Origin of the sequence: Plectonema radiosum NIES-515 (assembly GCF_025753815.1) — a bacterium.
Taxonomy (GTDB): domain Bacteria; phylum Cyanobacteriota; class Cyanobacteriia; order Cyanobacteriales; family Nostocaceae; genus Hassallia; species Hassallia radiosum_A.
On the sequence record NZ_JAOWRF010000036.1, the window covers coordinates 17,449 to 31,412 of the forward strand.

Annotated in this window: 10 protein-coding genes; 9 read left to right on the forward strand and 1 reads right to left on the reverse strand. The window is 36.0% G+C overall.

The genetic code is table 11. From position 1 onward, the window contains the following. Positions 1-45: 45 nt before the first annotated feature. Positions 46-1,488: a TIGR03985 family CRISPR-associated protein gene (locus tag OGM63_RS02555; protein ID WP_263743932.1), complete on the reverse strand. Its 1,443-nt coding sequence runs from the start codon at positions 1,486-1,488 to the stop codon at positions 46-48. A 95-nt stretch (positions 1,489-1,583) separates the two neighbouring features. Between OGM63_RS02555 and OGM63_RS02560 the strand changes: the two genes are divergently transcribed. The 9 genes from OGM63_RS02560 to cas3 form a co-directional block, all read left to right on the forward strand. Continuing rightward, the gene (locus OGM63_RS02560; protein ID WP_263743933.1) at positions 1,584-2,978 is read left to right on the forward strand and encodes a PDDEXK family nuclease; all 1,395 of its coding nucleotides are present in this window, start codon (positions 1,584-1,586) and stop codon (positions 2,976-2,978) included. Further along, positions 2,978-4,696 (forward strand): Cas10/Cmr2 second palm domain-containing protein, encoded by a 1,719-nt coding sequence (locus OGM63_RS02565; protein ID WP_263743934.1) that lies wholly within the window; start codon positions 2,978-2,980, stop codon positions 4,694-4,696. The genes OGM63_RS02560 and OGM63_RS02565 overlap by 1 nt, the downstream gene beginning before the upstream one ends. Beyond that, on the forward strand, positions 4,689-5,411 hold the full coding sequence (locus tag OGM63_RS02570; protein ID WP_263743935.1) for an RAMP superfamily CRISPR-associated protein: 723 nt from the start codon (positions 4,689-4,691) through the stop codon (positions 5,409-5,411). The genes OGM63_RS02565 and OGM63_RS02570 overlap by 8 nt, the downstream gene beginning before the upstream one ends. Continuing rightward, a complete protein-coding gene (locus OGM63_RS02575; RefSeq protein WP_263743936.1) occupies positions 5,408-7,108 on the forward strand; it encodes an RAMP superfamily CRISPR-associated protein in 1,701 nt (566 codons plus the stop codon). Before OGM63_RS02570 ends, OGM63_RS02575 begins: the two co-directional genes overlap by 4 nt. Then, positions 7,101-8,585 (forward strand): RAMP superfamily CRISPR-associated protein, encoded by a 1,485-nt coding sequence (locus OGM63_RS02580; RefSeq protein WP_263743937.1) that lies wholly within the window; start codon positions 7,101-7,103, stop codon positions 8,583-8,585. Before OGM63_RS02575 ends, OGM63_RS02580 begins: the two co-directional genes overlap by 8 nt. Continuing rightward, positions 8,582-9,151: a type III-D CRISPR-associated protein Csx19 gene (csx19, locus tag OGM63_RS02585; protein WP_263743938.1), complete on the forward strand. Its 570-nt coding sequence runs from the start codon at positions 8,582-8,584 to the stop codon at positions 9,149-9,151. Before OGM63_RS02580 ends, csx19 begins: the two co-directional genes overlap by 4 nt. Then, the gene (locus OGM63_RS02590; protein ID WP_263743939.1) at positions 9,148-11,319 is read left to right on the forward strand and encodes a TIGR03986 family type III CRISPR-associated RAMP protein; all 2,172 of its coding nucleotides are present in this window, start codon (positions 9,148-9,150) and stop codon (positions 11,317-11,319) included. Before csx19 ends, OGM63_RS02590 begins: the two co-directional genes overlap by 4 nt. Beyond that, on the forward strand, positions 11,276-12,013 hold the full coding sequence (locus OGM63_RS02595) for a DEAD/DEAH box helicase (RefSeq protein WP_263743940.1): 738 nt from the start codon (positions 11,276-11,278) through the stop codon (positions 12,011-12,013). The genes OGM63_RS02590 and OGM63_RS02595 overlap by 44 nt, the downstream gene beginning before the upstream one ends. A 22-nt stretch (positions 12,014-12,035) precedes the next feature. Then, a partial coding sequence (gene cas3 / locus OGM63_RS02600) for a CRISPR-associated helicase Cas3' (protein ID WP_263743942.1) occupies positions 12,036-13,964 on the forward strand: 1,929 nt, incomplete at its 3' end.

A 13,964-nucleotide genomic window follows, 5' to 3' on the forward strand; every position in this document is an offset into this window, starting at 1 on the left:
CCAAACCAGTAGTTGGGAGTTAGACTCCAAAGGCTAATACGCTTATCAAAAAATATGTCCATATAAATTAAACATATATTGGATTTCACGAGTCATTTCCTGACGTAAATCCCAAGGTAATAAAACTTCAACTTTTGAACCTAAAGCCCGTAACCATCTGATAACATAATAATCTGTAAGTCGATAATTGACCCGGTAGTATGCATCGGTACTCGGACGAGATTGGAGAATCTTTAAAATAACTTCTTTACGTTCTCGATCGAGAACATGCTGTTGAATTAATTTGAATGTTAGCTCGTAATCAATTTTAGTAAAAGTATCGTGAATACTGATACCATCAATATAACGTTGATGAAAATCTTCCGGAAATCTTAATATCATTAATGATTTTTCTTTATAAAAGTCACAACCCCAAGCTTCCTTTAATTTTCGATTTATGGCTTTTGGAGTTGGTAATTGATGATTATCATTTATTTCTCTTAAAATTTGCGGAATACGAATATCTTGCCAATCTAAAATTTCTATACGTTGTGAAATAATGCGGTCAAGACGATATTTGTACCAGTTAATATCACCTTTTGGAGTAGTTCCATAAGCACACAGATATTTAGCTCGTTCCATAAAATAAATACAAACTGGATAAATAACACACTCCTTTATTTGATTTTGATGGGCACTATGATATGTCAAAAGTAAAGGTGTAATTTGTCCCGTATCCCAAATTTCCTGCAATTGACTTTGAATTTCGTCTACTGCATCTTGTGTTGAGCTTGATTCTGGCACTACATAGTCAACATAGAGAAATATCCGATGATTGTCTTCATCTATTTCCTGTTCGGAAAATTCTTCGGCTAATACGGGTAAGTTAGGATCGAGAAAACTAAATAAACCTAAAGTACCTGCTAAATAAGCTTGTTTTTTCATACTTAAATTTGCTTGAGGGGTAATATTTTCGGTTTTTTTCAAATTTGGTAATTTATCGACTCGATGATAATATTTGTTTCTACCAGTGGTCTGATTTATCCTTTGCAGGTAATTACGACTGACTAATAAATCAAAATCGCTTTGAAGAGATTTGCGAACTTGGGCAAATAATTTTTCTTCTAGAAGCTTTTCTACTTCTGAGTCAGCTATGAATATTTCTGCTTGTAGAGAATTTTTCCATTCGTCAATGGACACTTCTAATTCTAATAACCATTGTCTGGTTGTTTTGGTGCAAGCACAATTAGAATTTTGATGGTTGAGGATGTCTGCTTGCTTTTCATCCTTATGGGTTGCGGTAAAAAAAGCTTGACGCCAATCTGTATAAGTAAAGGTGTCTGGGAGACTTGTGTAACCATTTTCGCTATATAGCCACCGTAATAATGCCCATAACCGAATAGCACGGGTAAAATTTTGACTTTGTTCGAGGGAGCCATTTGCTAGTTTTTGCAAAAGTTTACAATCTGGATAGTCTTTAAATAGCGTATTCACAGTAGTTTGGGGCATTTGATTGATTGTTTATAGATTAGCAGCTATTCGGAAAGGGGTATTTCCGATCCTGTGCCATAATGGGCATGACTATTTTGTGATACATCTCCCGCATGAGTACATCTGAGTTTGATGGGTATAAAGTAGACCACTTGTTTTTGCTGATTGGTGAGAATCCTTTACCTAACTATGTTGCAGCGAAAATGCTGTTGAAGGAGGGTGGTAAACCTTATCTAGTTTTCAGCGAACGGACGAAAGAGCCTGCGGAACGTATCAAGGATGAGCTAAATTTAAGCGACAATGAAATGCTTCCTCTGAATAACAATGAAGCTAATGCTTACGAAATTAAGAAGAGGATTAGAGAAAAAATTAAGGAAATTCAACGGGAAGTTATATTTAAACACCCAGAGAATAACCAGTTTGGATTGAACTATACGGGTGGTACAAAGGCAATGGCAGCTCATGCCTATCAAGCATTCATTTTCTTTGATGATAAAGACTGTAAAAATCAACTTAATCCTCCTCCTATTTTTAGCTATTTAGACTCTAGTAGTTTGAAAATGTTAATTGACCAGAGAGGTAATCCTATTCCATTTGATATACCAAAGGAGCAACTAAAATTATCATTAGAAAAACTCTTTAAATTACACGGATTATCTTTTAGCAAACCACCTAAAACTGATGTCACACTTCCGGAATTAGTAAAGGCTATAGTTAACAGCAATTCTGTATGGTGTGAATGGTGTCAAAAACAACTTAGTGTTGAAGGAAGACAAAGAGAAGAAGTAAAACGAATTCAAATAAAACGTGAAATCGGAAAGGGAGAAGAAACAGATAGTAGCCAAAACAATATCGATACAGAAGTGTATTTTAATTTTGGAAATTGGAAAAATGCCACTGATCTAAGAGAATTATCATTACCTATACATGAATTATCACAAGAAATAACCTCTATCTTAGGAAAATCTAACTTTCTAAATGTTGAAGGAAATTTATCAATAAAACAAATCGAAGTAGCACAACAAGAAATAGAAGAAAAACAAAGAATACCTAAGCCTAAAAAAGATAAAGAATATCCTCAAGATATATGTAAATGGCTTGAGGGAGTTTGGCTCGAAGATTATGTATTGCAACAGTTAAATAAAATTAAACAAGAATGTTCACTCGATCAAGTTGGAATGTCATTCAATTTTCCAAAATCTAATATTATAGAATTTGAATTTGATGTTGCATGTTTACGAGGATATCAACTTTTTGCCATATCCTGTACAAGTAGTGATGATAGTGGTTTGTGTAAATCTAAATTATTTGAAGCGTATCATCGAGCGCGTCAAATGGGAGGAGATGAGGCAAGGGTTGCTTTAGTTTGCTACTACAATAAGCCGCAAGACATAAAGAAACGTTTTATGAGTCAGATTAATGACCCTAAAGTTATGGTTTTTGGCAGTGGAGATATTGCAGATTTGTCCGAAAAACTCAAAACCTGGATTGAAGGGGTGGATCAATAATGAATAATTTAGTTGCTACAGTAATTGATACTACTGGAATCCAAAAATATATTTTTGGTAGCAATCGCTTGCGTGAGAATATCGGCGGTTCATATTTAGTGCAGTCAGCAACATTTGAATGGGTTAAAGAATGCTTACTAGAAATAGAGAAGTTAGAACTAGGAAAAGTGTATATTTTTGATGAGGAAACAGATGAATTTGCACCGCAAATTACTAGAAATTCAAAAATCGCAGCTGAGTTAGTTTATGCAGGTGGTGGTAATACAATATTACTGTTTAAAAGCGAAGAAATAGCTAAAGAGTTTACTAAAAAAATAACTACGAAAATCCTACATGAAGCACCAGGGCTAAATATCGTCATTGCCCATGAAAAACTTGATTGGGATAAAGAGTTACTTCAAGAAGTTATTGATAAAAAATTAATCCAAGGAAAGCTGGAAAATGAAAAGCGAAAACCAAGACCATCAATGCCAATATTGGGTTTGGGTGTCACAGCTACTTGTAATTCAACAGGATTAGTCGCAGTAGACACGAGTAAACGCTATGGTATCCCAGAAAACGACAGTTATTTGGTTTCTAGAGAGATAGTAGCAAAACTGAAAACAGTTGACCGGAGACATAATGAGCCTGCCAATAAAAAACTTCTCAATACTATCTTTAAAGGTTTGGATTTGGGTGGATATGCAATTCCATACGATGTTGATGATTTAGGTCGTTCAGAGGGAAATAGCAGTTATATAGCGATTGCTCATGCAGATGGCAACAGGCTAGGAAATCGCTTTCAGAATTATTTGCAAACTGCATCTAATAATGAAGATTGTATTGTCAAGATACGGAAGTTCTCTCAAGCAGTTAATTATGCTGGACGTAATGCTTTACGAGCAGTAGCAGAAATGGTTATTAACTCAATTACTATTGAGGATAATCAAGCAGTTATTAAGTATCTAGACAAATCAGGAAATGTTATAAATAAGATAACTCTTCAAAAAATAGATGGAAAAACTTATTTACCATTTCGCCCTATAGTGTACGGTGGTGATGATATTACTTTTGTCTGCGACGGACGTTTAGGATTATCTCTTGCTGCAAAGTTATTGGATAAATTCGAGGAATTTACAGATAATTTACCTGACAATGAAGGAAAAGTGACCGCTTGTGCGGGTATTGCAATTGTCAAAACTCACTACCCTTTTGCTAAAGCTTATGCATTAAGTGAAGCATTGTGTGGTCAAGCTAAAAAATGGATGAAAAAAGAGACAAATGATTATGAAAAACCAATATTTTCTGCACTAGACTGGCATATTGCAGCAAGTGGTTTAATTGGATCAATTAATGAGATTCGCAAACGCGAGTATGAAGTACAAATTCCTGAACTTAAAGAAGTTGCTTCTTTAGTAATGCGACCAATGCGTTCAGGTTGCTGCGAAAATGAGTGGCGCACTTGGAGCGGTTTTGCCAAAGTCGTTCATGAATTGAATACACATGAAGACTGGGAAAATCGACGCAACAAGGTGATGACGCTACGTGATGTACTGCGTCAAGGACATGAAGCTACAAAACAATTTCGACAACTGTACCGTCTTGAAAGCTTACCAAAATTTCCAGAAGCCAATACCAACTTAGGAAAAGAAGGTTGGTACGAAGGAATCTGCGGTTACTTTGATGCAATTGAAGCGATGGAGTTTTATATTCCTTTAGGAGATTCAACCGATGAGTAGCTACATCCTCAAAATGAAACTGCTAAGTGATACAACCTTTGGACGTGGTGATGGAGTTGCGGGTTTAGTTGATCAAGAGGTAGAACACGATCGCTATGGATTCCCTTATTTGCGGGGACGCACTTTAAAAGGGTTGCTAAGTGAGGAGTGCGATAATTTAGTTGCTGCGATACGAAATGGTAATCAGCGCCAACATTGGCAGAAAATTTCCGATCAATTGTTTGGTAAACCGGGTAGTACGCTTGATACTCAGGCGATTATACACGTAGGCGATGCTTGTTTGCCGAGTGATTTGCGAAGTGCGATCGCAGCACAACTAGATGATGAATTAGAGAAAAAGCGTAAAAATAAAGAGTACAAACCGACTTTAACAGACCGAGATATTCTTGAATCTCTTACAACCATCCGTCGTCAAACAGCAATTGACCCAGAAAATGGCTCTTCTACTGAACGTAGTCTGCGGTCAGCGCGTATAATTTTGCGCGAGTTACCTTTTGAGTCAAGGCTGTTATTTGCAAAGGAATTAAATGCAGACTTAGAAGAGGATAAAGATATTTTGGCACTTTTAATAATAGGTACGCTGGCTTTAAGAAGGGTTGGAAGTGGACGTAATCGCGGTAGAGGTCATGTGCAGTGTACTTTGTGGGAGATGCCGGATAATCGTGAATTTACGAAAGAAATTAGTTATATTGAACGCTTCGGGAGAGGGATATGAAAGCAATTACTTTTTTCCTACATACACAGCAACCTATTCTGGCAACATCACTTCAAGGCGACCCGAATAGTGACGTATCTTATGACTATATTTTAGGTAGCATGATTCGCGGAGCGTTAATTGGTCGCTATTTAAAGTTACCGCAGAATAACATCAAACAAACTGATGATATTTTAGATAGTGAGCGTTTTCCAGACATCAAACGATTATTTTTTGATGCTGATAAAACTCGCTATTTAAATGCATATCCTATTGATAAAAAGAAAGGACGTGCTTTACCTGTACCGCTTTCTTGGTATAAAAATAAAGGAGATGAATTTTCTGAAGAAAAGGATAAGCCTGTTTATGATTTCAGCAAAATTCTCATTGATGAGCGAAATGAAGATTTATCTCCCAAGCTGTTAGAAGAAAATTTTTGCAGTGTCAATGATTCTGATGTATTACTTTACCGAGTAAAGCGACGAATTAACATTCATAATAAACGCGATCGCAAACGCGGTAAAGGTACTGAAAGTAATGGTGCAGTATTCAGTTATGATGCTATAGATGCAGGGCAAATTTTCCAAGGAGTGATACTTTGTGATTCGGAAGAAGATAAAATTATTATTGAGTCTTTACTGCAACCGCAAGATATTTGGTTGGGTGGTTCTCAAAGTGCAGGTTACGGGCATACAATAATTGAACTAATTTCAGATAATAAGAATTGGTCGGAAGTTAAACCCGATTTAAATGCACGTCTAAAAAATAAGGAATATCTCACAATTACACTCCTGAGTGAGACAATATTACGGGATGATTGCGGTCAATGCGTAGCAGAGTCAGAAGTATTATGTCAAACTATATCAAGATATTTAAAGTTAAATAGAGAACTTGAATTTAAAGAAAATGGTATTTATGCCAGCAGTATGATTGTTGGAGGATTTAACAGTAAATGGGGTTTACCTTTACCGCAAACACCAGCTTTAAAAGCAGGAAGTGTGTTTGTTTTCAAAAAAGCTGATGTAGATTTAAAGCAGCTACAAAAACTCGAAGAACAGGGAATTGGCGAACGTCGAACAGAAGGCTTTGGACGAATTGTATTTAACTGCTTAGATGAAGAGACGACTGAGTATTGTGTCATGTTACCTTCGCCAGAAACTCATAAAAAGCCAGTAAAATCACTTAGCCCAGATTCACTCAAAATAGCAGAAGATATCGCTACAAGAATTGTTAGGAAAAATCTTGATATCTTACTAACAAAAAAAGTTGGTTGTACAGAAATAAGCAGAGAATTTATTTCTAATAATCAACTTTCAAGATTGATGATTATTACTAGACAAGCACTATCTCAACTTGATCAAACAGAATCTAGAAGTAAAACCATAGCAGAATTAGCACAACCTATAACTGATTTACTACAAAATTTACCTTCTAATGCTCGCAGTCAGTTTGAGCGTACCCGCTTAAATGTAGATGAACGAAATGCAGGTAAAAGATTTGATGAGCAAATACATGAATGGCTCAAATCACCAAAAGATTGGATAGCTCATGATTGGCTTACTCACAAACAAACTGAAAATTTAGTTGCTAATGGTCAGCCATATATCAAAATTGTTGATGTGCCAAAAACTATTGATGAGTATTTAGCATTAGAGTATACATTTCGTTTAATTATGGCAATTGCTAAAAAGATTATAAAGGAGAAAAATAATGATTGAGGTGCGTCATACTTCAAATCGCGACATTATTAAGCGAATAATTTTACGTGGGAAATTAATTTTAGATACTCCCACTTGTTTAGGTAGTGGTGATGCGGATAGTCCTCTTGATTTAGCAATCTTACGAGATAGCATTAGCAATCATGCTTTATTGACAGGTTCATCTATTGCAGGTGCATTAAGAAGCTACCTGCGCGAGTATGATAAGGGTTACAACATTAGAGACAAGCGCGATGATGTTGCAACTAAGTTGTTTGGTGATTTATTTGCTTATGATAATGAAGAAAAATTATCAGAAAAACAAAAAATAGGACTTAGAGAAAAAGACAATCAAAGTCTTTTAATTATTGATGATGCTGTCAGCACAACTCCTATTCAGGCGGAAGTGCGCGATGGAGTCAAAATTGATAGTGTGACTCGTACAGCAGTAGATAAAGCAAAGTACGATTTGGAATTATTAGAAGCAGGATCTGAGTTTAATTTAAACTTTGAGCTAATTGTTGAAAAAAATCCTGATGAAGATACATTAATAAAAGCATTAGTAATAGCATTACATGGATTAGAAAAACATGAAAGCTCTACAAGTAGTCAAATTTCTATTGGAATCAAGAAAAATCGAGGTTTTGGTCGCTGTCATGTGGAAAAATGGCAAGTATGGCAATTTGATTTACGAGAACACGAACAACGTATCAAATGGTTAACCTTCCCTCATTGGGAAACAGGCTTTTTAAATGATTATCCAACTCATGATAATATCGCTGATGCTTTGGGTATATGTGTGGATGGAGAAGATAAACGCGATCGCATAACTATTCAAGCTACATTTACCCTTGCAAGTCCTTTATTAATTCGTTCTGGACAAGCATCCACAGACAAAGCACCTGATGTCGTACACCTCAAATCTCGACGTAATGGTGATTTAAAATCCATATTATCCGGCACGAGTTTAACGGGTGTATTGCGACATCGTGCAGAGAGGATAGTTAATACTCTCAAGAAAGATACAAATATTATTAACAAGATGTTTGGTTTCACCGATGAAAAGACAAAAAAAGCGAAAGCAAGTCGCTTAATTGTTGATGAAGTTGAAATCAAGAATGTAACAGATTTAGTACAAAATCGGATTGCGATCGATAGATTTACTGGTGGTGCTTTACATGGTGCTTTATTCAACGAACAACCTATTTTTGGTAACGATGAAACAAGTTTAGTAATTCAACTTGAATTGCGTCAACCAGAAAAATATGAAATTGGGTTACTACTTTTATTAATCAAAGATTTATGGACTGGTGATTTAACTGTAGGTGGAACCAGTAGTATTGGACGAGGAAAATTACAGGGGAAAGAAGCAATTATTAAACATGGTGATAAAACTTGGAAAATTTCCCAAAATTCCCAAAATGAACATTTGAATGTAGATAATGCTGAAGATTTAGAAGAATTTGTTGCTGCTTTAAATCAAGAGGTAAAAAATTGAATAAGCCAAAATGCGAGCATTTAGAAGTTCCAGCTAATTTTGACCTGGAAAAATGGTTGAAGGAACAAGCAAGTAAATACAAATTAAAATTTTTATTAGCACATGCTGAAGATGGTGTTATTTGGGGTAAATTTCAAGATGGAAATTTGATAACAGCAGATAACGCATTTCCCCAATTTGCTAAATTACGTCCATCAACGTTACAGCAATGTCGGATTTTTGGTGATAATTCTGAAGTGATGCTTTGGCAAACTGATGAGGGTTTTAAAGCTCGTCTGATTGAAGATGAACATATGGATAAAAAAGAATGTATCTGCGAATATCAAATACTTTGGGGTACACATGGTCAAAAACAAGAAACTGAAGGTTTTACTTTACTTGGGCATGGAAAGCAAGAACTCAAACATGCCGTACCTTTTACCAATATTGAACTAGAAGAAGATGGGAAATTAAAAAATCTAGTTCGCTTACAAGTAAATCATTATATTGATTATGATGATGCTGGTGTCGCACGTATTTATCTTAGTCGTTTGGTTAATCTGACTGCAAAGGGAATTAAATCATGAATCCAAGACATATTAAAGAAATCAAAGATTCCAATCGGATTGCTGTAGCTCCTTATAATTTTGTAGAATTACCCGATAAAGTTGTACCAGCACAGTTACCACTGCCACCACACAATTTTTATGATTCTCAGCGTTATACAGGTAAAATCGAGTGTACGCTGATTACTTCTTCACCGCTCTATACTCGTTGTGGGTGGACTCCATCGGATTTTGCTAAATATGAAGGGAAATCTGACGATAAACTAACAGAAGAGGAAAAAAAACAATGGGAAGAAGAAAAGCGAAAAATACTAGCTTCGTTTTATAGTCATCCAGATAATTATCACCCAACTATCCCTGGAAGTAGTATTAGGGGAATGCTACATAATTTAATAGAAATTGTAAGTTACAGCAAAATAGATCAAGTAGCAGACAGACAACTAATTTATCGAGCTTTTGCCGATACTACGTCTTTAGGTATATTTTATCGCGATCGCCTTCTTCAAAAAGTAGAACCAGAAAGCGATGAAGATTCTCAACATCGACATATATTCTTAATGCAGGCAGGTTATTTAATTCAAACTCAACAAGGTTCTGGATGGGTAATTCAGCCTGCTAAAGAACTGGTTACAGGAACTTCATTCGCAAGAATTGCAATTGAGGATATTTCCAAATTAATAAAGTGTCCTTGGCACAATATTAAACACGCTCGTCAAGTTAATGTATCTGTTGAGTCTTTAGCTTGGCATCCATGTAGAGAAGGTTATATCGATTTATATTATGCTAAAGCAACTCCACCGCATAATCCAAATAAATCTGCTGGAGTGTTAGTAGAAACAGGAGGAATGCCAGGTAAGAAAAAAATGGAATGTGTATTTGGTTTACCTGATGAAGAAGCAACACTAATACCAATTCCTGACAATTTTGATTATTCTATGATTCAGGATTATAAAGAACAAATTACAAAAGAACAAATCAAACTTTTGGATAAAGATGGTGTACTCAAACCTATGCATCCTGTATTTTACTTAATTGAGGATGGGAAGCTAGTCTTTTTTGGACATACGATGATGTTTCGTCTGCCTTACGAGCAGTCAATCAAAGAATTTATCCCCAAGAATTTATATAACTCTGAAACTCAAGACGTAAAAGTAGATATTAGTGAAGCAATTTTTGGCTTCATTCGACACAAAACGCAAGGTAAAGAACAAGCCGGACGAGTATTTTTTAGTGATGCGAAATGTCACCAAACCGCAGATGAAGATATTTGGCTAAGTGGCAATAAAACAAAATCTATCACTCCCAAAATATTAGCTACCCCAAAACCGACTACATTTCAACATTATCTAGTTCAGGATAGTGATAATGAAAGAGATTTAAAACATTATGCCAGTCAATCGAATGAAACTGTGATTCGTGGTCATAAACTTTATTGGCATAAAGGAGAAACTAAACTCATGCAGATTGAAGAGAGTGATAAAAATAACATCGAAAAAGCTCGCCTGCAATATACTGATATAAAACCTATAAAATCTGATGTATCTTTTGACTTTACGATGAAATTTGAAAATTTAAGTAGTGTTGAATTAGGAAGTTTACTTTGGGTATTAAATATTGCTGACAATGATAATTTTAGACTATCTTTAGGGATGGGTAAACCCTTGGGAATGGGAGCGTTGAAGATTAAAAATCAAAAATTATGCTTAAGCGATCGCCAAAAACGATATCAAAGTCTATTTTTAGAAAATAATTGGGCTGAAGCTGATGAATTAGATTCAGAAAATAAAATTTTGAATAACTGCATCCAGAATTTTGAAAGCTATATTCTCGGATATATCAATCCCCGCATTAAACAATTAAGAGAGTTACCACGCATTAAATCTCTACTAGCAATGTTGAGTTGGACAGGTATATCTGAAAACTCTAGTCGCTACATGGAAATTGCACGAAAGCAAGAACCTTGTATTGGTGAATTAAAACGGAATGGTAAAGGAACAAATGAGTATAGCAAACGCCCTATTTTACCAACTCCATTACAAGTAAAACGTGACGATAAACCCAAGAAACAAGATAGCTCTATTCAATTATTTCAGAAACCGAGTATGGAAAACAGGCAGAGAGATAATCTTGGTGGTTCTAATCCTAATGCGTGGGCACGTTCTTCAAAACCATCAAAGCCTAAAAAATGAAGCGCGATCGCAACCAATCCCCATGAACATTCCCCACCTTTTCCATACTCTCACCACCCATCATCCCCATAACTTCCAAACTCAAGCGATCGCACGCATTCTCAACCATCAAGATACCCTTACGGGTTCACCAGTTGCTACAAGTCACCAGACCCACCCAACGCACCAGCTGACCATCCTGCGGGCACCCACTGGTTCGGGAAAAACTGAAACTGCGATCGCACCTTTTCTTTTTGCTAAAACGTTCGATATCGATTTTCCCAATAAGCTGATCTATGTTGTACCTCTGCGTACCCTGGCAAATAGTCTGCGTCAACGGGTTGAGATGTTGGTTACAAACTGGGAAAAGCTTTATCCTCCGTCTCGTGAGTTGGTGGTGACTTTACAAACGGGGGAAAACCCAGAAGACCCACGTTTTGAGGGTGATATTATTTTTTGTACTATTGACCAGCTGTTGAGCAGCTTTTTAAATATTCCTTATTCAGTTGGTCGTGGTTCTGCCAATGTCAATGCAGGAACCGTTTTTGCGTCCTATTTGGTATTTGATGAATTGCATTTACTCGACCCAGAACGGTCTTTTACTACTGTTTTAAAGGTGTTGCAGCAAGTCAAAGGGATCTCACCTTGTTTATTAATGACTGCGACCCTAACAGATGAGCTTGCAACCCAAATTCAAAAGATAATTGAAGAGTAAATATAAAACCTCCCCTTACATAATGGAAATTATTCGAGTTGAAGACTCTGATTTAAAAGTAATTGAAGCTAATCGGTGTCGAATTTTTCGTGCGATGTCGCAACCTCTCAGCGCACAAGTTATCTGGGATGATATTTATGCACAGCGACGGCAAAGAGTCATTATTATTTGTAATACGGTTTCTCAAGCACAAGGAATTTATCGTGATTTATCTGAATTGAATCAAGATTTTGACTTAAATATTACTCTTCTTCATGCGAGGTTTTTACCCGAAGATCGTGCGAAAAAAGAGAATAGTTTGAAAGATATATTTGCTCAAAATTGGCAAAAAAATAATGATGGTACTTGTCAAGTTTTGATTTCTACTCAGGTAATTGAAGCTGGCATTAATATTACTTGTGAAGTATTGCATACCCAACTTTGTCCGATGAATTCTCTATTACAACGTGCTGGACGTTGTGGGAGGTTTCCAGGAGAAATAGGGGAGGTTTTGGTCTATAGAAAAGTGCTGGTTAATCAAGATAATCAGGAATTAGCTAATACTGATTTATTTGATTCCGAAGAACTGTCTCTAGATACACCTGTAGAAAGCATAGATTCTGAAAAAATAGATAAACCAAAAGAAAGTTTTTTACCCTACAAAAAAGAAGCTTGCGAGTTGACTTGGCAAGTTTTGCAAGCACATACAAAATCAGAAAATCTGAGTCAGCATGTTGGTTTTAGAATTGAAGAAAAATGGATTAATCAGGTTCACTCTCAAGAAGATTTGCTGACTCTAAGACGTAGAAATAACAGTCAAATGGAGTTTGAAAGTAGATTTGCAGATGCGATTTTTAGAGGTGATGAATCTGCGGCAAGCGATTTGATTCGTCAAGTAGATAATCGGAGTATTTTTACTTGGGAAGAATCCGGTGTAATTGATTGTGATGACGATCAAGAAATCGACATGCAAAAGTTACTTTCTTTTTCTGTTCCGGTTTCTACTCTTTGTAAAGCTTGGCGAGATTTTCAAGAGAAAACAGACTTTGGGAAAGGCTGGATTTTTAAACGAATTGAAACACCAAAAAAGAAGTCGGAGACCTACAGTCAACCTGTACTGAGTCCGATAAATTCGCGTGATTTTTTGATTGGTTGTTATCGAATTTTGGTAAATACTCGTTATATTTACTATGATGAAGAAATTGGCTTGCAAATAGGGGTTAATATCCGAGGAAATGGGTTTAATTCACCTACCAAAAAAGATAGATTAATTTCTAGCCAGTACCGCTATCGGATGGATAATTATGTAGGTCATTTGGTTTTAATGTGGAAATGTTGGCGAGATAATTTTCCTACAAAGATTCTCAAAAATGGTGAATCTGTAGATATTAATTATCCTAGCGTTCGTGATGAGTTATTAGTTGCCGGTGGTAAATTTATCAAAGCCAAAATTTTGCCGGAAGCAGAAGCAAATGAAGCAGAAGCTTTGTTTGAAATTTTAGTTTTTTTAGCGATATTTACCCATGATTTAGGTAAATTACAAGTTAAATGGCAAGATGTAATGAGATGCTGGCAGGAAATTGCCCATCGAGATTTTGAAGGTAAAAATCCCCGCAAATATTTGCTAGCACATACCGATTATAATCCTGAAGATAAGCAACTAAAAGCAGAATTTAAAGCTTTTGAAAATAAAAATAAGCGTCCTAATCATGCGGTTGAAAGTGCTTTTTTAGCACGGGAGATTTTGCAAAAATCTTTGATTCCTCTACTTCAGGAGCATTTCACGGAAGATACGGAGCAGATTAAATACTTCCGTGATGTAGTGATAATGGCTGCTGGTCGTCATCATTCAGCTTGGGCTAGAGGGTTTGAAAGTACTGATGTAGCTAAGTTAAACCAGATTGAATTATGTACAGAATCGCAACAGGTAATTGCAGATAGTTGGCGATGTATGAAAAAATTTTTACCTAGT